The organism is Pseudoalteromonas sp. 1CM17D, from assembly GCF_023161805.1.
Taxonomy (GTDB): domain Bacteria; phylum Pseudomonadota; class Gammaproteobacteria; order Enterobacterales; family Alteromonadaceae; genus Pseudoalteromonas; species Pseudoalteromonas atlantica.
This window is the reverse complement of record NZ_JALNTP010000001.1, coordinates 546,915-572,726: the sequence shown is the minus strand read 5'-3', so window position 1 is coordinate 572,726 and position 25,812 is coordinate 546,915. Positions and strand designations below refer to the sequence as shown.

Below are 25,812 nucleotides of genomic sequence, written 5' to 3'. Positions count from 1 at the left end.
ATATGAGACGTATATTCGTATGTCAGAAAATTTTGCGCAGTTATTTGAAGAAAGCTTAAAGGGTTTTGAAGCAGAGCAAGGCTCTATTGTTAAAGGTACAGTAATCTCTATCGAGAATAACATTGTACTTGTAGATGCTGGTCTTAAATCAGAAAGTGCTATCCCTGCAGAGCAGTTCAAAAATGCTGCTGGTGAACTAGAAGTTGCTGTAGGCGACGAAGTAGATGTTGCACTAGATGCAATCGAAGACGGTTTCGGTGAAACTATCCTTTCTCGTGAGAAAGCGAAGCGTCACGAAGCGTGGATCCGTCTTGAGAAAGCATGTGAAGAGCAAGAGACTGTTACTGGTGTTATCAACGGTAAAGTTAAAGGCGGTTTCACAGTTGAAGTTGATTCAATCCGTGCTTTCCTACCTGGTTCACTTGTTGATGTTCGTCCAGTACGTGACACAACTCACCTTGAAGGCAAAGAGCTTGAATTTAAAGTAATCAAGCTTGACCAAAAACGTAACAACGTTGTTGTTTCACGTCGTGCAGTTATCGAATCTGAAAACTCACAAGAACGTGAAGAGCTTCTTGCTAACCTTGTTGAAGGTCAAGAAGTTAAAGGTATCGTTAAGAACCTTACTGACTACGGTGCATTCGTTGACCTTGGTGGTGTTGATGGTCTACTACACATCACTGATATGGCGTGGAAGCGTGTTAAGCACCCTTCAGAAATCGTTAATGTTGGCGACGAAATCGCAGTTAAAGTTCTTAAATTCGACAAAGATAAAACTCGTGTATCTCTAGGCCTTAAACAGCTTGGCGAAGATCCATGGGCAGCTATCGCTGGTCGTTACCCAGAAGGTTCTAAGCTTTCTGGTCGTGTAACTAACCTTACTGATTACGGTTGCTTCGTAGAAATCGAAGAAGGCGTTGAAGGTCTAGTTCACGTTTCTGAAATGGATTGGACTAACAAGAACATCCACCCTTCAAAAGTTGTTTCACTAGGTGACACTGTTGAAGTTATGGTTCTTGAAATCGACGAAGAACGTCGTCGTATTTCTCTTGGTCTTAAGCAATGTATTGCTAATCCTTGGCAGGAATTTGCTCGTCTACAAAACAAAGGCGACCAAGTTACTGGTAAGATCAAATCAATCACTGACTTCGGTATCTTTATCGGTCTTGACGGTGGTATTGATGGTCTTGTACACCTTTCAGACATTTCTTGGAACACGCCTGGCGAAGAAGCTGTACGTGAATTCAAGAAAGGCGACGAAATCACTGCTATCGTATTGCAAGTTGACCCAGAGCGTGAACGTATCTCTCTAGGTGTTAAGCAAATCGAAGCTGACCCGTTCAATAACTACCTTGATGCAAACAAAAAAGGTGCTATTGTTAAAGGTAAAGTGACTGAAGTTGATGCGAAAGGCGCAACTGTAGAGCTTATCGAAGGCGTTGAAGGTTACATCCGTGTAGCTGATATCGCTCAAGAGCGCGTTGAAGATGCAACAACTGTTGCTTCTGTAGGCGACGAAATCGAAGCTAAATACGTTGGCGTTGATCGTAAGAACCGCACTTTAAGCTTATCTGTTAAAGCTCTTTTCGAAGCAGAAGAGAAAGAAGTACTAGAGAAGCTTAAGAAAGAAGAGCCAGTGTTTGAAAACGCAATGGCAGCTGCTTTCGCAAATGCACAAAAAGACTAATTACTAATTAGTTTTTAATTGGAAGGGCAGTTTTGCCCTTCCACTATTCTCTTTAAGGAAACGCTATGACTAAGTCAGAACTGATAGAAACACTTGCCGAACAGCACGCACACGTTCCAGTGAAAGATGTTGAAAATGCAGTAAAAGAAATTCTTGAACAAATGGCCGGCTCATTATCTACTTCAGATCGTATTGAGATCAGAGGTTTTGGTAGTTTCTCTTTGCATTACCGCGCTCCTCGCACAGGTCGTAATCCTAAGACTGGCGATACAGTAGAGCTTGATGGTAAGCACGTACCTCATTTTAAACCAGGCAAAGAATTACGCGACCGCGTAAACGAGAGTATTGCCTAGTTAACCAGTTGGAGTAGTTACTTGTTTAAGGTATTAAAAATTATTCTGGTTGTACTATGCCTATTTTGCGCATTTTTATTGGGCTCTCAAAATCCACAATTAGTAAAAATCAATTATATTATTGCCAGTAATACCTTGCCACTCGCTGTAATAATAAGTATCTGCTTTATACTGGGTGTAATAATAGGGTGTTTTATTAGCTTTAAATTGTTTTCTAAATTAAAGTGGCAAAATTACCGCTTAAAAAAACAATTAGCGCCAGAAAAAAATAATAGTAAGCTTATTGCTAATAAAGACACCTAATCATGATTGAGCTTTTGTTTTTACTACTGCCTGTTGCTGCCGGTTATGGCTGGATTATGGGCAAAAATAGTGCAAAAAACCAAGCTCATCAACTCAATCGCCAAATCACTTCAGAATACAGTAAAGGCTTAAAGTTTTTACTAGACAGAGAAGAAGATCAGGGCTTAGAGCACCTAATAAACCTATTAGAAGTGGCTGCTGACTCTGTTGACCACTACTCAACCCTTGCTACCATGTTTCGCCGAAGAGGTGAGCTTGACCGCGCAATAAAAATTCATGAACTCCTTTTAAAACACCCAAGCTTAAATGAACAACAAGCTGCCGCTAGCCGTTTAGAATTAGCTGAAGATTATATTATGGCCGGCTTATTAGACGGTGCAGAAGAGCATTTAGTGTGGCTTGTTAAAGCTGGGCATGAACAAGCACTTGACCCAATTATTACTTTATACTCGCAAACCCGAGAGTGGGAAAAGGGCATTAATATGTTCGAAGCCCATAGTGAGTTATTTGTCAAAGAGCAGCATTTTAAAGCAATTGCTAATTTTTACAGCGAAGCTGCCTTAAGCGAAAATAAACCACAATTAATGAACAAAGCCATTAGCTTAAATTACAAAGCGGTTCGCCCTTTATACGAATTAGGGTTATCGGCTTACACAAGTGAAGACTACGTAAAAGCAATTTACTATTGGCGTGAACTCGTTTGCCAATTTACGTTATTTGCGCCTTTGTTTATTGACCAGCTTGCACATAGTTATAAGCAGTTAAATTTAACACATCAGTTTCATGATTTATTATGTGACTTGCTCGATAAAGGCGGGGTGCTAATAAAAATAAAACATTGCCAAGCACTGTTAGAGCAAGGAAATACTAAACAGGCATTTGATTTTTTAACCGACAGCTTAAAACGTCAGCCTACAATTCGAGGTTTTAGCTTTTTACTACAGCTAATGGGTGATAAAAATCCAAATACCAAAGAAGTACTTGATGAAATTGATAAGCTAGTTACGTCGTATATAGCTACAAAACCAGACTTTCAATGCCAACATTGTGGTTTTACAAGCCACACTATTTATTGGAACTGCCCATCTTGTAAACATTGGGAAACCATTGTGCCAAGTAGAGGCCTAGACGGATTTTAATAACCCCCAACTATTTATAACTTTACTGCCATTCATTAGGATAGTTATGTCTTTAGAAGATACAAAAAAAGTTCTTATTGCCCTAGATTACGATTCACAAGACGCGGCTCTTAATTTTGTAAAAAAACTCTCACCAGATACGTGTCGCTTAAAAGTAGGCAAAGAAATGTTTACTTATTTTGGCCCTGCATTCGTTAAACAGTTAATCGATTTAGGCTTTGACGTATTTTTAGATTTAAAATTTCATGATATCCCTAATACAGTTGCAAAAGCGGTCACCGCAGCGGCTAATATGGGCGTTTGGATGGTAAACGTTCATGCATCAGGTGGTTTTGAAATGATGAATAAGGCAAAGCAGGCACTTGAAAAGTTTGGTGATAAAGCACCTTTATTAATTGCAGTGACAGTGCTAACCAGCATGGACGAAGCTGAACTAAAGCGTTTGGGTGTTGAAAAATCAGCGCAAGAACAAGTTATTCATTTAGCTAAATTAACAAAAGATGCAGGGCTTGATGGCGTAGTATGTTCTGCCCAAGAAGCGAAAGCGCTAAAAGCACAATTAGGTAGCGAGTTTAAGCTAGTTACTCCAGGCATTCGTCCGGCTGGTAGTGATGTGGGCGACCAAAAACGCATTATGACACCTAAGCAAGCTATTGAAGCGGGTAGCGATTACTTAGTGATTGGAAGACCAATCACACAATCGTCAGATCCGGTACAAACTTTAGCCGATGTTAATAAATCACTAGTTTAAGTTAACAAAAAGCAATTATTTAGTGCTAAACCCCTTTTATGAATACATTTTTATGCTACATTAGTACTAAGAATGCAGTAAGGGGTTTATTTTGAAGTTAATTTTTGGATCTATTTTAATTGTTGTTGCAGGTTTTTCAGTAAATAAATATGTTTTTTCTAGTAAAGCTTATGATGGAGTAGCGACGATTACTGACTTAGTCGCAAATTACCCTGTCGATTTATTTGAATTTAAGCAAACCATGCATGGCTACGCACACCACTTATGCTATAAAAATGAAGAGCGCTTAACGCGCCAAAACGTAACTACGTCAGATTGCATTTCAAATCACGACGACAAACAAAGTGAATGTGAAAATAAAGTATTTAGGTTGGCGCCACTAAGCTTAGAAACCAAAGCTGAGATACTTGATTATTCAAAGCAATATACAGAATGCACGTTACCGTATAAGCGTATTATGGGCTAATGCCTATTAGTAATTCCATAATTATTCTTGAAGGGTAAACCTAGTGTTAGCTTTGTTTAAAACCTTCATTTACGCGAAGGTGAGGGCAGAAAATAGGGCAATATAAGTGCCGTTAGTGATAATAGCTAAATAACGTTTTTTATTCATCAAAACGTTTTATCATCTTTGAATAATCATTTAATTAAACTATTTAGAAAAAATTTAACTATAAGCGCCAACATAATGTTAGCGCTTATAAAAAGTGTACAATTATTTTAAGCGGATAGATTTGGCTTCTATGTCTATCAAGCCTTGCTTAAATAAACCACCAATGGCTTTTTTGTAGTTAGCTTTACTGGTTGAAAATACTTTTTTGATAAGCTCAGGATCAGATTTATCACCAATGGCTAGTATGCCGCCTTCGTTTTTAAGCTTTTCCATTATTTTATCGCCAAGTTCACTTACTTTACCCATGCCTGGCTTTTCAAGTATAACGTCGATTTTTCCGTCTTCTCGTACTTTTTGAACAAACCCTTTAAGCTTTTGCCCTACAAATAAGTTTTTAAATACCATGTTGTAAAACACAACCCCAAAGTGAGACTCTTCAATAAGCACTTTGTAGCCAATATCTGTTTTTCCAGCAACAATTAAATCAACTTCTTGAAGATAAGTGTACTCAGGCTCATCTTTTGATAAAAAGCGATTAAAGTTGCTTGATGCACAAATACGTTGGCTTGCATTATCTAAATATAAGCGAACTAAGTAAGAATGACCTTCTTGCATACGTGGTTTTTGCTCGTTAAATGGAGCTAAAACATCTTTCTCAAGACCCCAATCTAAAAAAGCGCCGATGCTATTTATTTCTTTAACACGAAGCAGTGCGTATTCACCTACTTGGGCATGGGGTTTTTTTACTGTTGCTGTAGCTAAATTGGCGTTATCTAAAAAGATAAAAACGCTTATGCTATCGCCAGCTTCAAGTTCATCTTTAATTTCGTGTTTTGGTAAAAACACTTCCCCTAAATCGTGGCCATCAAGGTAAGCACCTTCATTGCTCACTTCTTTTACAAATAAGGTTTGTGTTGTTCCTAGGTAACTCATAATTATTCCTGCTCAGGCTTTTTTTTACGGCGCATTGGTGAATTGCCATCAATGTTCATTGGGGCTTTTATAGGTGCAGCTGGTTTTTTAGGTTTTGCCTTGCGTTTAACTTGCGGCTTTTTGACCTGTGCAACTTTTTTAGTTTTTACAGCGGCTGTTGCTGGCTTTTTCTCTTTTATACCTTTAAATTTAGCTTTAAGGCCATCAACGCTTGCAAAAGCCAGCTCGTCGTTCAAAAACGACTTAATTGCTAAGTAGCTTGCCCAGTCTTTAGGGCCTACTAGCGATAATGCATTACCTTTAAATCCGGCGCGGCCTGTACGACCTATACGGTGTACATACTCTTCAGCGTGTTTTGGTAAATCAAAATTGATTACGTGCGTTACACTTAATAAGTCCAATCCTCGCGAAGCGACATCAGTGGTGATCAAAATTTTAAAGTTTTCGCGGCTAAACGAGTCCATGATCTCAAGGCGTTTGCTCTGTGTTAAATCGCCAGCTAAAGCCACCGATTTAAAACCTTTTGCATTTAATGCTTCACTTAAACGGCTGGTATCGGCACGGGTTGCTGTAAATATAATACATTGGCCAACATCATCTTGTTTTAAAAAATGCTCAAGTAACGCTTCTTTATGATCAAGGTGATCGGCTAAATAGAGTGTTTGTTTAATATCACTGTGTTGCTCGTTAGCGGCGCTCAGTGTAATTTGTTTTGGCTTTTTTAATAAATTACGCGATAGGGCATCTACTTGAGCGTGATCTAGTGTCGCTGAAAACAACAATGTTTGGCGCAAGCGGTGATTAGCTTGCTCGTTAATCATTTTCAGCTGTTCAGTAAAACCTAAGTCTAAAATACGGTCGGCTTCATCAAAAATTAATAGCTCTAACCCACTTAATTGTAATGAGCGTTTTGTGATGTGATCGGCCAAACGCCCTGGGGTTGCCACAACAAAGTGCGGGTCGTTACGAAGGGCTTTAATTTGATCGTTAAAGTTCTCGCCACCGAGTATTTTTACAGCTTTAATGTTTGTGCCCGCAATTAATAAACGCAATTGCGTAAATACTTGCGTTGCAAGCTCACGGGTTGGTGCAACAATGAGGACACGTGGATCGCGTTTACTGAGCGCTTTTTGTTTCATAACTCGCTGAACAGCAGGTAATAAAAACGCTAATGTTTTGCCCGACCCAGTTTTAGACTGAGCAAAAATGTCATGCCCTGCAAGTGCGGTAGGCACTGCATGTGCTTGAATATCTGTGGGCTGGGTGATCCCTTGATGTGCTAATTGTGTTTCAAGGCGAGTATCAATCCCAAGATCAGTAAAGTGCAAAGTCGTGTTCTCCAATGTGCAACTTAAATTAATGGCCGCATTATAGCTTACACAAGGGTTATGCCGACAGTAAAAACCATTCTAACGCGCTATTTTTTGCAATTAATTATAAAAAGCGTAAAATACGCGCCCCATATGCGCCGGATTTACGATTCGGTAAACGCCACTTAAGGCTATCAAAGCAAAATAGGAAGTAAAATGACTGCTGTTCATAAAGATGATGTAACAAACGAGCACTTTATAGTGTGTGCAATGTACAAATTTGTAGGTTTGCCAAATTTTGAAGCGCTACGTAAACCTCTTTTAGATGTGATGGAAGCAAACGAAGTACGCGGTACTTTATTGCTTGCTGCTGAAGGTATTAACGGTACTGTATCGGCTAAGCGCGAAGGAATAGATAACTTACTTGCGTGGTTAGAAACACAAGAAAACCTAAAAGACATAGTGACTAAAGAATCATTCGATGATGAATGCCCGTTTTACCGCACTAAAGTAAAGCTAAAAAACGAAATTGTTACTATGGGCGTTGAAGGGGTTGACCCACTAAAAGTAGTGGGAAGCTATGTTAAGCCTAAAGAGTGGAATGCATTAATATCAGACCCTGAAGTGATTTTGATTGATACACGTAACGATTACGAAATTGAAATTGGCACTTTTCAAAATGCAGTCGATCCTAATACCAAAACTTTCCGAGAGTTCCCTCAGTGGGCTAAAGAAAATTTAGACCCAGAAAAACACAAAAAAGTAGCCATGTTTTGTACCGGTGGTATTCGCTGCGAAAAATCAACGGCTTACATGAAAGAGCAAGGGTTTGATGAGGTTTACCACCTTGAAGGCGGTATTTTAAAATACCTAGAAGAAGTGCCAAAAGAAGACACAATGTGGGAAGGCGAGTGTTTTGTTTTTGATAATCGTGTAGCAGTAAATCATGATTTACAAAAAGGCTCTTACGATCAATGTCATGCGTGTCGTATGCCGATTACAGAAGAAGAAAAGCAAAAGCCAGAATACATGGAAGGTGTTTCGTGTCATCACTGTATTGATAATGTAACCGATGAGCAACGTGCTCGTTTTGCTGAGCGTCAAAAGCAAATAGAATTAGCACAAGCACGTGGTGAAGGGCACATTGGTAATGAAGCGCAAGCGGTTTTACAACAACGTAAAGAAGCTAAAAAAGCACAAAAAGAAGCCCAGCGCGGTAAATAATCTTTAACTACCTATTATCTACATAGCCCAGTTTATACTGGGCTTTTTTATTTATATAGCCACTTTTTAGTTTAATCCTGCCTGTATTTGTATAAATGCTTAGTCATTAGGCGCCTTTTTCAAAAATTAATTGGTATTACCAATTTAATTTCATCTTATAGTTTTGCTAATTTATCGTTCTATCCTACCTATTGATCAATCAGCTGTTAGACTTCGTAAGGTAATGGAAATAATAATTAATTAAGGTGTTACTTTGAAATCGCAAAACTTTTTAATCGGTGTGCTTAGTTCGCTGCTGTTTTTCAGCGTTCCTGCAATGAGCGCGAACGTTGTTGTACAAAAAATTGCCCTCGAAAGTGCTAAACAACAAGTGCAAGCGGTAGGAAATACAGAGGCAATACATTCGGTTGTAATGTACCCTGCAGTAGGCGATAGAGTAACAGGCGTTTTTTTTAAGCCAGGTGATAAAGTAAAAAAAGGCGATACTTTACTCGAACTTGATTCTCGTAGGCAAAAAGCAGCGCTTGATGAGGCTAAAATTAAACTTGCCGACACCCAGCGAATACTAAAACGATTAGAACAAAGTCAGGCCAAAGGCGCAGTACCTAAAAGCGATGTTGATGATGCTAAAACCGTTGTAGAGCTTGCCAAAGTCACCCTCATACAGGCCCAAACTGAGCTTGAAGACAGAAAAGTAATTGCGCCAATAAATGGCATTATGGGTTTAACAGATGTTGAGGTAGGCGATAGAATAACCGAGCAAACACCCATTGCCACAATAGATGACACAACAAGCTTGTACATAAATTTTAACGCACCGGAGTCGGCTATCAGTATGCTGCGTAATAAAAGCAACTTAACGGTGTTTCCTTGGCAATCAGACACTGCCATTAACGCTGATATTGCTTATTTAGACTCACGCGTAGACCCACAAACTCGTACTTTACGTGTTAAAGCCAAGCTAAATAATGAAAAACAACAATTTTTACCTGGTATGAGCTTTAGAGTACATATTGAAGTGTTAGGCGAGCGTTTTGCTGCAGTTCCTGAGGCTGCATTACTGTGGGGGGCAACAGGCCCGTATGTATGGACCAGCGTTGATAAAAAAGCCACACGTGTTGATGTAAAAATAGAGCAGCGCTTGGCGGGGCGATTATTGGTTTCTGGGCCGTTAAATAAAGGCGATACTTTAGTAATTGAAGGGGTACAACGCTTACGTGCAGGCCAAGAGCTAAGCTTTAATTTACCCTTACAAGATTCGCAGGAGTAGGTATGAAACAGCAACCTATGATGCAAGACTTGCCCTCAATGGCGATTCGCCGCCCAGTACTTATTGTGGTGCTTAACTTATTAATTATTATTGCAGGTATTGCCGCTATTGCGGGTGTTGAAGTAAGAGAGCTTCCTGATGTAGATAGACCACGTATTACGGTTTCGGCGCCATTTCCTGGTGGCTCGCCTGAGACCGTTGATACCGAAGTAACCAGCAAGTTAGAAGGCGCAGTATCGCGTGTAAGTGGCGTTAAATCGATACGGGCACAAAGTGAAGAGGGAAATGCACGTATTGTGGTCGAATTTAGACCAGGCATAAATTTAGATGACGCCGCGAATGAAACGCGTGAGTCTGTTGCACGTGTAGAGCGAGACCTTCCAGAGGAGGTCGAGCGTGTTTCTATTATTAAAGCCGACAACGACGCCGAAGCAGTTGTGTCTCTCACTGTTTCAAGTGAAAATTTATCGCTTGAAGCACTTACCGAGCGCGTAAATGTTGACTTAGCGCCGCAATTTTTAACTATTCCGGGTGTCGCAGATGTACGCTTAAACGGTGATAGAGAACGCGTATTAAGAGTACGGATAAACCCGCTAAAACTAAGTAGCTTTAATTTAACAGTGCCCGATGTAGCACAAGTGCTTAGCCAAGCACCGTTTGATGTGCCAGCAGGGAGTTTAAAGTCAAACGATCAGCAAATTATTGTACGTGCCGATGCAACCTCTATTACTCCAGAACAAGTTGGCGATATTATAATACAAGGCGATACCCGAATTAGTGATATTGCAGCTGTGTATTTTGGCCCTGCCGATCCGCGCTCTATGGTAAGGCTAAACGGTAAGCCCGTTATTGGTATGGAAATTATTCGACAAGCACAATCAAATACAATTGAAATATCAGATGAAGTGCTAAAGCTTATTACAAGCATGCAAACGCGCTTTCCAGAAATGGAATTTACACTTACCTCCGATGACGCACAATTTATAAGAAGCTCAGTAGATGAAGTAATTTACTCTTTATTGCTTACAGTATTGTTAGTGGTTGTCACTTTGTGGGTATTTATTGGTTCTTGGCGCGCCACTTTAGTGCCTGCTTTTGCTATTCCTGTTGCTTTAATAGGTTCTTTAGCACTTATATGGGCACTGGGTTTTTCAATAAATATTTTAACCTTGTTGGCGCTAGTATTAGCCACAGGCTTAATTGTTGATGATGCCATAGTAGTAAGTGAAAATATTCAGCGCCAGCGGGGGCTAGGTTTAGGGCGTCGGGCAGCTGCTGTAATAGGCACGCGCGAGGTGTTTTTTGCTGTTGTAGCAACCACGGCTGTACTTGCCGCTGTATTTATACCTATTGCGTTTTTACCCTCTACTGCGGGTCGATTATTTAGAGAGTTTGGTGGTGTACTTGCCGGTGCGGTAATTATATCAAGCTTTGTGGCACTTTCATTAGTGCCTGCTCTTACCTCCAAATTAAAGTTAAAGCAGGGCGGTTTTCACCCATTTGCTAAACTAGGCCATTGGTTGGGTGGTATTTATACAAAAACAATTCATAAAGTGCTTAACCATGCATGGCTTACGTTTGCGCTTTGTTTATTGGTTGCAGCAGGCTCAGGAGCGTTATACGCCAGTTTAGACAGCGAGCTTTTACCCACAGAAGACCGAGGTAAAATTCGTATATTTGCACGTGGCCCAGATGGTGTAGGACTAAACTTTATGGATAGGCAAGCGATAAAAATGGAAGATATTTTACTTCCGTTTGTCGATAGCGGAGAAATTGAGTCTATTTATACTGTGGTAGGTCAATGGGACCCTAATATTGTGTTTATTACTGTGCCATTAAAGCATTGGGATGAGCGCCATTTTAGCCAACAAGAAATTATTAATAAGATACGCCAGCCACTTGGCGATATTCCAGGAGCACCGGCCTATCCTGGTGGGGCTAATAGTTTAAATTTACGTGGCCAAGGGGGAGGCGTTGAAATAGCGTTGCTTGGGCAAGATTATTTGCAAATATTTAAAGCGGCTCAGCAGTTTTCTGCGGCATTAGAAAAAGCCGTTCCTGAGGTGGCACCTGTGCGTATTTCGTATCAGCCATCGCAACCACAACTTAGAGTAAATATAGACAGACGCCGTGCACAAGAGCTCGGTGTATCGCTAGACGACATTGCCATTACCTTGCGCGCAGCAATAAATGGCGACGATGTAGAAGATTTAAACATTGGCGATCAGTCTGTGCCAATTATGCTACAAGCGCAAAACCAAACCATAAACAGTCCAAGTGATTTGGCTAATTTATATATCAGAGCGGGTAATAGCAGTTTAGTACCATTAAGTAGTGTGGCCTATATTTCTGAAGAGGGGGTGGCTGCAGAGCTTGAACGTCATGCCCAGCGCCGCTCAATAGAGCTCAGTATGGAGTTGCCAGAATCGTTAACCATTGCTGCTTTAGTAGAGCAAATAAAAACGGTGTCTGAGCAATCGTTAGAGCCAGGTATTGCACTTGCGTTTAAAGGCGAAGCGCTAACGTATGAAGAAACATCCAGCGAAGTACTTGTAACTTATGTACTTGCTTTTTTAATTGTATTTTTAGTATTGGCTGCTCAATTTGAAAATGTAAATAGTGCCATTGTGGTTATGATAACCGTTCCCTTTGGTATTACCTCGGCCATATTAGCGCTTTATTTAACCGGCACGTCGTTAAATATTTACTCTCAAATTGGTTTAGTGATGCTGATAGGCTTAATCGCTAAAAACGCAATTTTGCTTGTTGAATTTGCAGACCAATTACGCGATCAAGGTTTAACGGTCAGAAAAGCCGTCGAGCAAGCTGCGCTGGTACGTTTACGCCCAATTACGATGACCCTTATATCTACATTACTTGGCGCATTGCCGTTAATTCTCTCTACAGGCGCAGGGGCTGAGGCCCGAAATGCAATTGGCTGGGTGGTGTTTGGCGGATTAGCACTTGCGGTGTTGTTTACGCTTTATCTTACTCCGGTAATTTACTTAGGCTTAGCACGCTTTACCACGCCAAGGGGGGATGAATCTAAGCAGCTCGCACAAGAGCTTGAAAAAATCTAACCTTAAAGCCATGCCCAGCAACGTTTTTAAATTAAAAGTGTGCTGGGCATGGTTATGGCTTGATTGGCACTACTTGTTTGTTAAGATAGCCACTTAAGCATATACATGCCTTTTTGTGTGGCCACAAGGAATCCCCAATGCAAGCCGAACAAGTTGAAATTGCGCAGTTTTTAGCGCAGCACCCGCCATTTGATGACTTACCGACAAACGCTTTAAACGAGCTTGCGCAACAAGTTGAGGTAGCTTACTACCGCTCGCAAACTGATATTTTAACGTTAGGCCAAGACATCGCTGATTTATTTATAATTCGCAGTGGCTCTGTAGAAATTTATCGTCGTAATAACGAGCTTTATAACCGCTTAGATGTGGGCGGTATTTTTGGCCAAATGGGCTTGTTGATGAATCGTAAAGTGCGCTTTCCTGCAAAGGCGCTCGAAGATACCCTAGTGTACTGTATTAACTTTACGCTGTTTAACCGTTTTTGTGACGAGTTTGACGGCTTTGCTGATTATTTTGAAGCCGATGGCAATGTACGCCTTCGCCAAGCGTTAGTTGAGCAAGCCGACAGCAACGATTTAACAACCGCCAAAGTTAAGTCGCTCATTCATCGCGATGTGGTAACGCTAAGTACGCAAACCACCATACAGGATGTGGCTAAAGTAATGACAGAAGAAGCGGTATCTTCTGTGTTAGTTACCGATTTAGACAAACCAATAAGCGACGACCCAGAAGAAGACGATGGGCAAATAGTAGGCATTATTACCGACCGCGATATACGCACAAAAGTGGTAGCCGAAGGCCTAGGGCTTGATGTTACCGCAGATAAAATTATGTCGACTAATCTTGTACTGCTTGATTCTAATGCTTATGTATTTGAAGCCGTCCTTGCCATGCTGCGCGACAACTTGCACCACTTACCTGTGGTACAAAAGCGCCGACCTATTGGGGTTATTTCACTATCCGATATTTTAAGGTACGAGTCGCAAAGTAGTCTACTCTTGGTGCGCGGTATTTTAGCGCAGCAAACCATTGAAGATTTAGCACATTACGCGCGCCAGCTGCCCAATGTATTTGTACGTATGGTAAACGAAGATGCTAATTCACATATGATTGGTACGGCAATGGCGGTAATAGGGCGTACTTTTAAACAGCGCTTATTAGTACTGGCTGAAGAAAAATATGGCCCGCCGCCAGTACCTTACTGTTTTATAGCGTTAGGCTCTATGGCGCGAGACGAACAACTTATTGTAACAGATCAAGATAACGCGCTTATTTTGGATGACAATTACGATGATGAAAAACACAACGAGTACTTTCAAAATATTTCTGATTTTGTGTGTGATGGCTTAGCGCAATGTGGTTATACCTATTGCAGCGGCGAAATTATGGCCTCGTTCAAAAAATGGCGTAAAACACGCTCGCAATGGTTTGATCAATTCTCACAGTGGATAGCCTTACCTAAACCACAAGCACTGCTTAACAGCTCAATATTTTTTGATTTAGATGGGGTGTGGGGTAAAACAAAATGGGCCGAGGAGCTTAAAATTTTTATTGCTAAGCAAAGTAAACAAAACCGTGTGTTTTTAGCAAATATGGCTGCCAATGCCCGAAACCGCACACCGCCACTTGGGTTTTTTAAAGGCTTTGTGCTTGAACATAACGGCCAGCATAAGCGCTCAATGAACTTAAAACGCAGAGGCACCGCACCGCTTTCTGATGTGATAAGAGTGCATGCACTGGCGATAGGCTCTCGTAAGCAAAATTCGTTTGAACGCCTTGAAGATATTATTGAATCGCGCCTGTTACCTGAGGGTAAAGCACAAGATTTACGTGACGCGTTAGAATACATTGCCATGATGCGAATTCGCCATCAAGCATGGCAAATAGAGCAAGAAGAAGAGCCCGATAACGACATAGACCCGCATTTGCTTTCGCCGTTTGAGCAACGCAATTTAAAAGAGGCGTTTGCCATACTCGAAAAAGCACAAAGCTACTTAAAGTTTAGCTACTCAGCCAATGCGGGTGTTAAGTAGCGAATGGCTAAGCAATCGTATTTTGACTGGCAGGCTCATTATAAAACACTGGCTAACAACGCTAAAAATGAGCATTTAAAAGCGTTTTATCAGCACGCTTATGGTGATACGCACACGCCCATAAAAGACATTTCGTTTGTGGCTCTTGATTTTGAGACAACCGGTCTAAATAGTGAGGTGGACGATATAGTCAGTATTGGCTTAGTCCCCTTTACAGTGCAAAGAGTATATTGCACACATGCTAAGCATTGGGTAGTACAGCCTCGTAAAAGCTTAAGCGAGGAGTCGATTGTTATTCATGGTATTACGCATTCAGAAGTGGATGATGCTCCTGATTTAAACTCTCGACTAGGGCCGCTACTTAATGCACTTAGTGGTAAAGTGGTGGTGGTGCATTATGCAGCGATAGAGCGGCACTTTTTAAACAATGCATTACTTGCGAGAATTAACGAAGGGATCCAGTTTGCATTAGTCGATACCATGGAAATTGAGCAACGAGCGTTGCGCGCCCGCCAAGGCTTAATAGGGCGTTTTTTTAATCAAAAGGTAGGCTCTCTTAGACTCACAGATTGCCGCAGTCGATACTCTTTGCCTGCTTATCATAATCACAATGCGCTAACTGATGCATTAGCCACAGCAGAGCTGTTGATTGCACAGCTGCAATACCATTACCGCGATGATACGCCACTGGCTGAATTACTAAGTTAAATCTATTTTAAATTTTAGCGAATGCAATACAGAGTTAAATTATTAACCAGCGTTTAGCTTAGCCAATAAAAATGCCGCATATTATGCGGCGTTTTTTAGTTTACTGGCAAGCGACTAATTATTTAACAGCGCGAGGCTCAGTACGTAATCCTAATAATAGGCTTACACACATTAGTAGTAACACTAAAGTAAACGGAAGACCTGTTGAAACAGCACCCGCTTGTAATGCTTGAATCGCCTCTGTACCGCCAATCCATAATAGAGCAGCAGCAATAGAGCCCTCAACCGTAGCCCAAAAGATGCGTTGTGGTACTGGCGCATCCACTTTACCGCCTGCTGTAATTGAGTCGATAACTAATGAACCCGAGTCAGAAGAGGTAATGAAAAACACTAATACTAAAACCACAGCTAGGAACGAAAGCACGCTCGACATAGGCAGTTCGTCTAGCATTTGGAACATCGCCATAGGTACATCGGTTAAACCGTTTATGCCTAAGCTACCTACACCTTGAACAACTTGGTCTATTGCAATGCCGCCGTAAATAGACATCCATAAAATAGTAACCGCAGTAGGAATTAATAATACAGCGATTAAAAACTCTCTAATTGTACGACCACGAGAAACACGCGCAATAAACATACCTACAAACGGTGACCACGAAATCCACCATGCCCAGTAAAATACAGTCCAACCGTGCATCCATGTTTCGTCTTCACGGCCATGTGGGTTGCTCAGTGGAATAATATTTTCAACATAACCCATAACCGTATTTGGTACGTTACCGATTGCCACAGCAAAGCCAACTAAACCAACAAACAGAAGTAAGGCAAATGCAATAAGCATGTTTATATTACTAAGGACCTTTACGCCGCCATCAATGCCGCGTACTACTGAGATAATAGCTAGTAAGGTAACGCCAATAATAACCAATAATTGTGCGCCTACGCCGCCATCAGTACCAAATACATGATTAATACCTGCAGAAGCCTGCTGCGCGCCTAAACCTAACGAGGTTGCAAGACCAAACAAAGTGGCAAGCACGGCAAGAATATCAATAATATGACCAGGCCAGCCCCAAGCTCTGTCGCCTAATAGTGGATAAAAAATTGAACGGATTGATAAAGGAAGACCTTTATTATAAGTAAAAAACGCAAGTGAGAGCGCTACAACGGCATAAATAGCCCACGGGTGAAGACCCCAGTGAAACATGGTTGCACCCATGGCCACTTTTGCAGCCTCAGGCGTATTTGCGGTTACATTAAGTGGGGTTTCGTACCAGCCGGTAAAGTAAGCTACAGGCTCTGCAACACCCCAAAACATTAACCCAATACCCATACCTGCGGCAAATAACATAGCAAGCCATGACATACGCGAGTGCGTTGGTTTAGCTCCTTCTCCGCCTAAACGAATATTACCATAGGGCGATACAATTAATGCCAAACAAAATATAACAAAGAAGTTTGCTGCCCACATAAAAAACGCATCAAAGTTATTTATTATATCGAGCTTAATACCATCAAGCGTTGCTTTGGCTGTTTGCGCATCCGAAACGAGAATGGCGACTAAAAAGATGACAATCAAACCGGCACTAATACCAAAAACAGGATTATGTATATCAAACCCCCATTTTTGCACGTTATCTTGACCTACGGTGTAGTCCGTATTATCAATACTATACTTGTCATGATTTTCGCTCATGAATACCTCTTATGTTGTCCTAACAAGCCAGAGAGTTCCGGCATAACACTAAGTTAATTAGCCACAAAGTAAGTTGCATTATTTACAATAAAACTTATTTGAGGACTAACTAAATTAATCGCTGATCATACCCTTAATAGTGTATGAGTTAAATCGTAAATGTAAAACTATTTGGTTATATATGCCTGATTACTTAGCGCTAAAAGCTATTTATCACTAAAAAGATAAGCTATTGTTAATTCAGTGAGTGTTAAAAATTAGTTTGTTATTAAACTAAAATTAAAGCAGCGCCACCAAACTCGTTTAGTCGTTAATACATTGGTCTACGTTTTAAATGGGTAGAGGGTTTGATTTAATCATTATGTAACATGCATAAAGGTAAAATCTGGGGTAGGCTTTATTTAATCGCAAAGAGTGAAAAGGACTAACTTTAATATGCTAAACACGAAAACGAATGAAGCGCACAGTACTGAAAAAATACACGCTCAATTTCAGTCAATTCGCCAACATAGTCTCACACTTATAAAAAACCTCAGCGCAGAAGATTGCCAACTACAAGCAATGGATGATGCAAGCCCAATGAAATGGCACTTAGCTCATACTACGTGGTTTTTTGAAACATTTTTACTTGCTAAGTATCTGCCTAACTACACGCTCTTTGATGAACAATTTAAGGTACTTTTTAACTCCTACTATAACGGCATAGGTGAGCAGTTTAAGCGTGCTAATAGAGGATGTTTATCTCGCCCCAGTTTAGAGGTGGTGTTGCGCTACAGAACCTATGTTGATAATGCGCTAAACGAGCTGCTTCAATTAGGCACTAACCAAACACTGTGCAATATTATAGAACTTGGGCTGAATCATGAGCAGCAACATCAAGAGCTCATGCTAATGGATATTAAATATAATTTTTCGGTTAATCCAAGCTTTCCTGCCTACAGCCAAACCCCAAATAACTTAATAAAGGTGAGTGATTCGTTAGTCACTTTAAAATATACCGAATTTAGCCAAAGCATAACCAATATAGGGGCTGATGCTAAAAACGGCTTTTCGTACGATAACGAACAACCTAAACATCAGGCCCTTATCCATGCGTTTAGTTTTGCTAATCGATTAGTGACTAATAGAGAGTACTTACAATTTATAGAGGCGGGCGGGTATAAAAACCCTTCATTTTGGTTAAGTGATGGCTGGGCTAATATAAACACCGAGCAACTTAGTCACCCTTTATACTGGCAGTATATTGACGGGCAGTGGTTTGAATTTACTCTCTACGGAATGCAGCCTTTAAATTTAGATGCGCCAGTGAGCCATGTAAGTTATTTTGAAGCGGCAGCCTATGCTAATTTTGTAAATGCGCGCCTACCTACTGAGTTTGAATGGGAGTATGTAGCGCAGCAGCAAGCACTTAAGCAACAGCAAAACGATTTGCTTACGCCATGTGTATGTAAAAACCCAGATGTTATCTCGCAGTTAAGCGATACATGCTGGCAGTGGACTAATAGCGCCTATTTACCTTACCCAGGCTTTAAACCCTTTAGCGGAGCTGCAGGGGAATACAATGGTAAATTTATGAATAACCAAATGGTTTTGCGTGGCGGGTGTGTATTTACCCCAAAAGATCATTTAAGACAGACCTACCGTAACTTTTTTTATCCGCACCAAGCGTGGATGTGCAGCGGCATTAGACTAGCAAAGGACATACTATGAGCCAAGTAACAGCAATTAATCAGCAATCAATAACCGATCTAGACTTTTTAAATGATGTATTACATGGGCTTGCTCAACAGCAAAAGTCGCTGCCGTGTAAGTATTTTTACGATGATAAAGGGGCTGCTTTATTCGAGCAAATAACCTCATTGCAAGAGTACTATGTTACCCGCACTGAACTTGCCATATTAGAAGATTACTCAAAAGCTATCGCTAATAGACTGCCCGGGAACCTATCAATTATTGAGCCTGGTTGTGGCTCGGGTAAAAAGGTCGCGTATTTACTCGCCCATATGAGCAATGTAAAAACCTTTGTTCCTTTTGAAATATCATCAGAGATGCTTAATTACTCGTTAGCGCATTTATCACCGTTATTTCCGGAGCTGGCCATTACGCCATTGCTAGGTGATTTTACCCATAGCAAAATGGTTAAGCAGTTAACAAAAGACACCGCCTTAGACAGCCAAACAAATTTAGTTTATTTTCCAGGCTCTACACTGGGTAACTTTGCGCCAGTAAAAGCCATTGAAATAATGAATAATTTCCACCGTTTATGTGGTGTTGATGGCTATGTATTAATAGGTATTGATTTAGTAAAAGAGCGACAAGTGTTACTTGATGCTTACGATGACAAGGCCGGCATTACCGCCGCCTTTAATAAAAACTTGCTCCAGCGTATAAATAACGAGTTAAATGGCACGTTTATTTTAGATAATTTTAAACACGAATCGCGATTTAACGAAGTGCACAGCCGTATTGAAATGCATTTAGTGAGCAAGTGTAATCAAAGCGTGGTCATTAACGATAAGCAAATAGACTTTGTAGCGGGAGAGAGTATTCACACTGAAAACTCGCACAAATATACGCTTGAGTCGTTTAAAAATCTTGCTGCTCAGGCTAATTTATCGCTTGAACAAACATGGCAAGACGAGAAAAGCTACTTTGCACTTTGCCTACTAAGGCCAATGTAATAGCTTAATTTACAACTACCTGATTGCTGCTAAACGTGTAGTTTAGCAGCGCGCCCTTTGGTGACTGCTGCATAAGGCCTACTTTATTTAAACCATGCAGTCTAAAAATAAGGGGCGCAATAACCGACACAGCAGAGCCTGTAGCCGTATCTTCATTTACCCCAAATTGCGGCGCAAAATACCTAAAATATGCGCTTGCGCTGTTTTTATTAATACTATGTATTTGCAGTGCAATTACCGCATTGTTATGCACATTTACTAAATGTGTAAAATTAACCTCTAAATGCTTTAAATCAGCCATGTTTTTAAACAGTACAACGGTATAGCCATTTTTATAAGCTGTTGAGTAAGTAGCTTTTATAGAGTGCGAAAACACATCACTAAGGCTGTTAACCTCATCACTCTTTTTTAAATTAATAGCCGCTAGCTGAAGTTGAACCTGGCCTGTAGATCGCTTGATTTTAAACCGTTCTTTATCGTTTGAAATAAAGTGTGAAGGGCAAAAACCAAAGTGTGCTAATAAACATTTTGCAGCAGCAAGGGTGCCATGGCCGCAGCGCTTAATTTCTGATGTTTGGTTAAACCAGCGAATGTTACATACCCGGTGAGAAATTTCATTTTCATTTAAAAAAACGCTAGCAGGGTGCTGCGAATTTGATGCAATTTTTTGCATTACACGCGTACTTAACCCTTGCGTATAAATAACAATTAACGCACTTGAACCAGCTAAGTTATGCTGTGAACTAGAAAATACAGGAACTGAATAAAGGTGCTTTATATATCGCAACCTAGGCTGTTGTAGCCTACGTTGCGATAAAAGGGTGCGTTTAGCCTTTGCTTGCATACGCGTCGTTGTGAACGCCAGCAGCACGGCCTGAAGGATCAGCATTATTTTGAAATGATGCATCCCATGCAAGTGCTTCAGGGGTTGAACACGCAACCGACTTACCATGTGGTACACATTTAGCTGATGCATCACCTGGGAAGTGTGATTCAAAAATAGAGCGATAGTAATACGCTTCTTTAGAATCAGGCGTGTTAATAGGGTACTTAAACTTAGCGTTAGCAAGCTCTTGGTCGCTTACTTGCTCGTTTACAAACTCTTTTAACGTGTCTATCCAGCTGTAGCCAACACCGTCTGAGAATTGCTCTTTTTGACGCCACAGTACTTCTTCAGGCAGGTAGCCATCGAAGCCTTCGCGTAAAATGTGCTTTTCAATTTTGCCATCTTTACACATTTTTGCTTCAGGGTTGATACGCATAGCCACATCAACAAACTCTTTATCAAGAAACGGTACGCGTGCTTCTACGCCCCATGCAGCCATTGACTTATTGGCACGTAAACAGTCAAACATATGCAGCTTTGACACTTTACGGTTTAGCTCTTCATGAAACTCTTGTGCGTTTGGCGCTTTATGGAAGTATAAATAGCCACCAAATAGTTCATCAGCGCCTTCGCCTGATAATACCATTTTAATACCCATAGCTTTAATTTGGCGCGCCATTAAATACATTGGCGTTGAGGCACGGATGGTGGTTACATCGTACGTTTCAATGTGGTAAATAACCTCACGAAGCGCATCAATACCTTCTTGAATGGTAAAGTGAATAGGGTGATGTACTGTGCCAATCATATCCGCTACTTTTTGCGCAGCGGCTAAATCAGGTGAACCCTCAAGCCCAACAGAAAATGAATGCAGCTTAGGCCACCATGCGTCGCTTTCATCGTTATCTTCAATACGTTTAGCAGCAAAACGTTGCGTAATAGCCGAAATAACCGACGAGTCTAAACCGCCCGATAGCAATACACCATACGGTACATCACACATTAGCTGGCGTTTTACAGCGCTTTCTAGCGCTTCTTTTACGTCTTGCGCTTGTGCGCTGTTATCTTTAACTGAATCAAAGGTTTCCCAATCGCGCTTATAATAAGGCGTTAGTTCACCATTTTTGCTGTATAGGTAGTGCCCTGGTGGAAACTCTTCAATGTGCTTACAAATTGGTGAAAGCGCTTTAAGCTCTGAGGCAACATAAAAATTACCATGCTCATCGTGACCAGTATAAAGCGGAATAATACCAATGTGATCGCGGCCAATTAAGTACGCATCGTTTTCTTCATCGTATAAACAAAATGCAAAAATACCATTTAAGTCATCTAAAAACTCAGGCCCTTTTTGTTTGTATAACGCTAAAATAACTTCACAGTCTGATTGAGTCTGAAATTCAAAATCTACCTCTAGCTCTGCTGCCAGCTCTTTGTGGTTATAAATTTCGCCGTTAACCGCTAAAATATTTGTTTTTTCAGGGTTATATAATGGTTGTGCGCCGCTTGATACACCAACAATGGCTAAGCGTTCATGCACTAAAATCGCTTTTTCAGATGAATACACACCAGACCAATCTGGGCCACGGTGCCTCAGTAGTTTTGACATTTCAATTGCTTGGGTACGCAACTGAGTGGCGTTAGATTTAATATCTAATACACCAAAAATTGAACACATAGTAACTCCTCATTCCTATTATGTGTGCAGCAGGGCAACTTTGCTGTGCTGCGAAACCTTGTTTTATCAGAAATAATTACTCAAGTCACACTGCTTTTACAATTAATTAAGAATAATTTATGCACCAACTGAAAAGTGCGCGCACCAAATTAGTGCGCTGCGCGCAGGTGTGGCTATATTTACAACACCTTTGGTGCTTAAAGTGGCGTTAGTAAGGCATTCAGTGCAGTGTTTGCAAAAAAGCACACTGCACAAATGCACCAAGTGTGTGCGAAAATTAAAGCAGAGCTTAAATTGCCTTATTATAATTTTTTGCGTTAGCGTGTTTTAATTTTATGCGCTTAATTAACCAATCTAAGCCTACCTATTGCAAGTTAAGTAGAGCGCCGCTTGTACTTTTATTAGCTCCTTGTAATAGGTTTATATCTCACCTTAGAGTTAACTATATTTAAGCGCCAAGCTGAGCTGATGTAAGTGACCTTTAAGCTTTTGTTTTGCTAAGCTAGCTTGCTCATGGGTTACTTGCTTAAATTCAATTGAGTCACCGGGTCTAAATTGCGCAAATTGATGTAAATCAGCCTCTATTACCGTGCCAAGTAATGGGTAGCCACCGGTTGTTTGAGCGTCGTTAAGTAATACAATAGGCTCACCACTGGGAGGTAATTGAATAGAGCCCGGGCCTGTACCAAGAGAGGCAAGTGAGTGACTATGAGTTAGGGGGCTTTCGTTTGTTAGCCTAAGGCCCATTCTGTTGCTGTTATGGCTTACTTTAAACGCCGTTGAAAAAAACTGTTTAAGTAGCGTATCACCTAATAGTTGCGCATGTGGGCTTGCATGTACCCTAATCACCTTTAGTTTAGGCGGAGTAATAGCGCCGCGCTGTATAAAGCGCGTTATTGGCACGGGCGATGTTTTAATAGGAATAATGTCGCCCTCGCTAAGTGCTTTACCTGCTAAACCACCAAAGAGCGCGTTTAAATCGGTTGATTTTGAGCCCATGATATCTTTAACATCAATGCCACCTTGTACGGCTACATAGGCACGCAAACCAGCGCGGCCTGTATCAAAGCTTAAAGTTTGTTTGGCTCTTACTTGGTAACTCCAGCCAGGGTACAAGGGCGTTTCATCAAGCGCAGCATTTAAATCAGCACCTTGTAGGGCAATAATAGTATCGGTTTCAAACTGTAACTCGCACAGGCCTAACGTAACCTCAAGCACAGCTTCATTATCTTTGTTACCCACTAATTTATTGGCAATTATTTGTGCGTAAGGGTCTAAACAACCCGCTTGGCTAATACCTAAATGACGATAACCGCAGCGCCCGCCATCTTGAATTGTAAGTTGTACGCCGGGTTTAAGAACTTTTATCACTTTATGCTCCTTGCACTGTGTTTATTGAAACGAACGATAGCGTGTCGCCGGGTTTAAATAAGCAAGGATCTGGGTGTGTGCTATCAAAAAGGGGCGTGTTTGTGTGGCCAATGATATGCCAACCGCCAGGTGTTTCTGCTGGGTAAATGGCAGTTTGCTCTGCGCCTAAAGCAACGGCACCTTTAGGGACTTTAGTACGCGGCGTGTCTCTGCGTGGGATATGCAAGCGTGAATCTAATCCATGTAGATAAGCAAACCCGGGCTGAAACCCTAAAAATAAAACGTGGTAAGTGGCTTGGCTATGTATTTGAATAATTTGCTGGGGTGTTAAATTAGTTTGTTTGGCAACAAAATCTAAATCTTCTCCTTCATAAGTAGTGTGTATTTTATGGTGAGTGCCTTTAAATGTTGTTGCTTGTACTTTGTCCCATAAATCAGGCAAGGCGTTTTGCCATTTTTTTAAATTACTTGCCGATTTTAAATAAAGCGTTAAAGAGTTCATGCCTGGGACTAAATCAATAAATTCGTTACTTTGCTTTAGCTGCTTAGTGAGTGCCCAAATTTTTTTTTGAGTGTCTAACACATTGTTTTGTTTATGCTGTGTGGCATCTAATAGCAAACTGTTATTTGTTAAAGTAAATACCTGTAAAAATGCAGTCATAATTTAATCTTTTTATACAACGTGCAGCAAAGCTAACATAGTTTTGTCAATTTATTCAGTACCTAGCCATAAGAAAAATAAACGAAAAAGAAATGCAGACTCAAACTGTATTCAAATTTAGCACGTATTTATTTTCTGAAATTAAAACAAGGGATGTTGGGTCTTAATTAAAACACGCAGGTATTAAGAGGTATTTATGACATTTTCTCGCTCAGTTTATTTATTAGGCGCCGCAATTACATTTAGCGCCGGCTGTTTTGCTTTATCAACCGAAAAAATAGAGCACAGTAACGTAGAGGCCACAATGCATATAAAAACCATTGTGTTAGGCTCTGGCTGTTTTTGGGGAGCCGAAAAGCGCTACGAAGCACTAGAAGGGGTTATTGATGCAGAATCAGGCTATGCAGACGGGCACGGCTTTAAAGCAAGCTATAAAAATATCACCGACCAATCTCGCCGGTTTGACGAAAACAACTACGCTGAAGTAGTGCAAGTGATGTACAACAGCAATATCATTTCTTCTAAAGCGCTATTACAAAATTACTTTGAAAGCCATGATCCTACACAATCGAATCGCCAAGGTAATGATATTGGCACGCAGTATCGATCAATTATTCTTACTACCACTAAAGAGCAAGCGCAGCTTGCAGAGCAAGTTAAAGCCGAGTATCAGCCGTTATTAAGTGAAGCCGGTTATGGGGCAATTAAAACAGTAATAAAACCGCTTGAGGGGTTTGTATCTGCTGAGGAGTACCATCAAAATTATTTACAAAAGAACCCAAATGGCTATTGCCCAGATCACGCCACGGGTGTGGTATTTAATAAAACTAAAAAAGCAGATGTAGACAATAGTGTTTTACTCACGGGCAAGCAGATTGTGGTACTTGATTCGCGCGAATACTGCCCTTACTGTGAAAAATTTAAAAAAACAGTCGCTAACAATTACAAAGGTTCAATCCCACTGACATTTCGTCACGCCGATGAGCTTAATGGCCTAACTATAAAATCGGCAACTTGGGCAACCCCCACCATTTTGTTTTTAGAAAATGGAAAAGAGGTGTACGCGCGTCAAGGCTATGCAAGCCCCGCTGAATTTTACAAAGCGCTTGGCGCCTTTAAGCTAGGCGATAGTGATGCCTACGAAGTCGCATTTAATGAGCGCACCGACAGACCTTACTGTAAAGAGTATAAAGAATTTAAAAACACTCCCGATGGCGTATTTGTTGATAAATTAAGTGGTGAGCCATTATTTGATACTCGCGATAGATTTAATTCGGGCACGGGGTGGCTGTCGTTTAAACATCCGGTTAAAAATAGTGTTACTAAGCATAAAGATACCAGCTGGGGGATGACTCGAATTGAGCTTAAATCAAAAAGCACCGGTATACATTTAGGGCATTTATTTAAAGGTGAGGGGCCAAGAGGCACAGATAGATACTGTATTAATGCTACTGTGTTAGAGTTTATACCTCGTGACAAAAGCTAATTTATAAGA

Annotated in this window: 21 protein-coding genes; 14 read left to right on the top strand and 7 right to left on the bottom strand. The window is 40.8% G+C overall.

Annotation, left to right across the window (positions count from 1 at the left end; translation table 11 throughout):
* The first annotated feature begins 19 nt into the window (after positions 1 to 19).
* The 6 genes from rpsA (at position 20) to MSC25_RS02535 (ending at position 4,699) form a co-directional block, all read left to right on the top strand.
* Complete coding sequence (gene rpsA / locus MSC25_RS02560) at positions 20 to 1,687, top strand: 30S ribosomal protein S1 (protein WP_004587871.1); 1,668 nt, start codon at positions 20 to 22, stop codon at positions 1,685 to 1,687.
* 65 nt (positions 1,688 to 1,752) lie between these two features.
* Positions 1,753 to 2,040, top strand: a complete 288-nt coding sequence (ihfB, locus tag MSC25_RS02555) for an integration host factor subunit beta (protein ID WP_004587872.1) — start codon at positions 1,753 to 1,755, stop codon at positions 2,038 to 2,040.
* A 21-nt stretch (positions 2,041 to 2,061) separates the two neighbouring features.
* Positions 2,062 to 2,343, top strand: a complete 282-nt coding sequence (locus MSC25_RS02550) for a LapA family protein (protein WP_248442456.1) — start codon at positions 2,062 to 2,064, stop codon at positions 2,341 to 2,343.
* Between the two features lie 2 nt (positions 2,344 to 2,345).
* The gene (gene lapB, locus MSC25_RS02545; RefSeq protein WP_054982456.1) at positions 2,346 to 3,482 is read left to right on the top strand and encodes a lipopolysaccharide assembly protein LapB; all 1,137 of its coding nucleotides are present in this window, start codon (positions 2,346 to 2,348) and stop codon (positions 3,480 to 3,482) included.
* Between the two features lie 46 nt (positions 3,483 to 3,528).
* Positions 3,529 to 4,233 (top strand): orotidine-5'-phosphate decarboxylase, encoded by a 705-nt coding sequence (gene pyrF, locus MSC25_RS02540; protein ID WP_248442454.1) that lies wholly within the window; start codon positions 3,529 to 3,531, stop codon positions 4,231 to 4,233.
* A 91-nt stretch (positions 4,234 to 4,324) separates the two neighbouring features.
* Positions 4,325 to 4,699, top strand: a complete 375-nt coding sequence (locus tag MSC25_RS02535) for a hypothetical protein (protein WP_004587876.1) — start codon at positions 4,325 to 4,327, stop codon at positions 4,697 to 4,699.
* 249 nt (positions 4,700 to 4,948) lie between these two features.
* Here MSC25_RS02535 and MSC25_RS02530 read toward each other — a convergent pair whose 3' ends face one another.
* Together MSC25_RS02530 and MSC25_RS02525 are read right to left on the bottom strand one after the other, a co-directional pair.
* Complete coding sequence (locus tag MSC25_RS02530; RefSeq protein ID WP_248442451.1) at positions 4,949 to 5,779, bottom strand: S1-like domain-containing RNA-binding protein; 831 nt, start codon at positions 5,777 to 5,779, stop codon at positions 4,949 to 4,951.
* Positions 5,780 to 5,781: 2 nt separating this feature from the next.
* On the bottom strand, positions 5,782 to 7,107 hold the full coding sequence (locus tag MSC25_RS02525) for a DEAD/DEAH box helicase (protein ID WP_248442449.1): 1,326 nt from the start codon (positions 7,105 to 7,107) through the stop codon (positions 5,782 to 5,784).
* A 198-nt stretch (positions 7,108 to 7,305) separates the two neighbouring features.
* Between MSC25_RS02525 and MSC25_RS02520 the strand changes: the two genes are divergently transcribed.
* The 5 genes from MSC25_RS02520 to MSC25_RS02500 all read left to right on the top strand — a co-directional run bounded on the left by MSC25_RS02520 (position 7,306) and on the right by MSC25_RS02500 (position 15,404).
* Positions 7,306 to 8,313 carry a rhodanese-related sulfurtransferase gene (locus tag MSC25_RS02520; protein ID WP_248442447.1) on the top strand — a complete coding sequence of 336 codons (1,008 nt, stop codon included), beginning with the start codon at positions 7,306 to 7,308 and terminating at the stop codon, positions 8,311 to 8,313.
* A 253-nt stretch (positions 8,314 to 8,566) separates the two neighbouring features.
* Entirely contained in the window at positions 8,567 to 9,583 is a 1,017-nt protein-coding gene (locus tag MSC25_RS02515) for an efflux RND transporter periplasmic adaptor subunit (RefSeq protein WP_248442444.1), read from the top strand.
* Between the two features lie 2 nt (positions 9,584 to 9,585).
* On the top strand, positions 9,586 to 12,663 hold the full coding sequence (locus tag MSC25_RS02510; RefSeq protein WP_248442442.1) for an efflux RND transporter permease subunit: 3,078 nt from the start codon (positions 9,586 to 9,588) through the stop codon (positions 12,661 to 12,663).
* A 137-nt stretch (positions 12,664 to 12,800) separates the two neighbouring features.
* Positions 12,801 to 14,696 (top strand): DUF294 nucleotidyltransferase-like domain-containing protein, encoded by a 1,896-nt coding sequence (locus MSC25_RS02505; protein ID WP_248442439.1) that lies wholly within the window; start codon positions 12,801 to 12,803, stop codon positions 14,694 to 14,696.
* A gap of 3 nt (positions 14,697 to 14,699) precedes the next feature.
* Positions 14,700 to 15,404, top strand: coding sequence for a 3'-5' exonuclease (locus MSC25_RS02500; RefSeq protein ID WP_248442437.1), 705 nt, complete (start codon positions 14,700 to 14,702; stop codon positions 15,402 to 15,404).
* A 118-nt stretch (positions 15,405 to 15,522) separates the two neighbouring features.
* Here the strand turns inward: MSC25_RS02500 and MSC25_RS02495 are convergent, their stop codons facing one another.
* Positions 15,523 to 17,103 carry a BCCT family transporter gene (locus tag MSC25_RS02495; protein WP_248442435.1) on the bottom strand — a complete coding sequence of 527 codons (1,581 nt, stop codon included), beginning with the start codon at positions 17,101 to 17,103 and terminating at the stop codon, positions 15,523 to 15,525.
* A gap of 435 nt (positions 17,104 to 17,538) precedes the next feature.
* On the opposite strand from MSC25_RS02495, the gene egtB reads away from it, so the two are divergent.
* Together egtB and egtD are read left to right on the top strand one after the other, a co-directional pair.
* Positions 17,539 to 18,813, top strand: coding sequence for an ergothioneine biosynthesis protein EgtB (gene egtB / locus MSC25_RS02490; RefSeq protein WP_248442433.1), 1,275 nt, complete (start codon positions 17,539 to 17,541; stop codon positions 18,811 to 18,813).
* Positions 18,810 to 19,784 carry an L-histidine N(alpha)-methyltransferase gene (gene egtD / locus MSC25_RS02485; protein WP_248442431.1) on the top strand — a complete coding sequence of 325 codons (975 nt, stop codon included), beginning with the start codon at positions 18,810 to 18,812 and terminating at the stop codon, positions 19,782 to 19,784. The genes egtB and egtD overlap by 4 nt, the downstream gene beginning before the upstream one ends.
* A gap of 4 nt (positions 19,785 to 19,788) precedes the next feature.
* Here the strand turns inward: egtD and MSC25_RS02480 are convergent, their stop codons facing one another.
* From MSC25_RS02480 to pxpB, 4 genes are all read right to left on the bottom strand, one after another.
* Entirely contained in the window at positions 19,789 to 20,628 is an 840-nt protein-coding gene (locus MSC25_RS02480) for a PhzF family phenazine biosynthesis protein (RefSeq protein ID WP_248442429.1), read from the bottom strand.
* A complete protein-coding gene (gene asnB, locus MSC25_RS02475; protein WP_248442428.1) occupies positions 20,612 to 22,285 on the bottom strand; it encodes an asparagine synthase B in 1,674 nt (557 codons plus the stop codon). The genes MSC25_RS02480 and asnB overlap by 17 nt, the downstream gene beginning before the upstream one ends.
* Positions 22,286 to 22,723: 438 nt before the next feature.
* A complete protein-coding gene (locus MSC25_RS02470) occupies positions 22,724 to 23,656 on the bottom strand; it encodes a biotin-dependent carboxyltransferase family protein (RefSeq protein WP_248442427.1) in 933 nt (310 codons plus the stop codon).
* A gap of 1 nt (position 23,657) precedes the next feature.
* Positions 23,658 to 24,317: a 5-oxoprolinase subunit PxpB gene (gene pxpB, locus MSC25_RS02465; protein ID WP_248442426.1), complete on the bottom strand. Its 660-nt coding sequence runs from the start codon at positions 24,315 to 24,317 to the stop codon at positions 23,658 to 23,660.
* A gap of 196 nt (positions 24,318 to 24,513) precedes the next feature.
* Between pxpB and msrA the strand changes: the two genes are divergently transcribed.
* Entirely contained in the window at positions 24,514 to 25,803 is a 1,290-nt protein-coding gene (msrA, locus tag MSC25_RS02460; RefSeq protein WP_248442424.1) for a peptide-methionine (S)-S-oxide reductase MsrA, read from the top strand.
* The last annotated feature ends 9 nt before the right edge of the window (positions 25,804 to 25,812 follow it).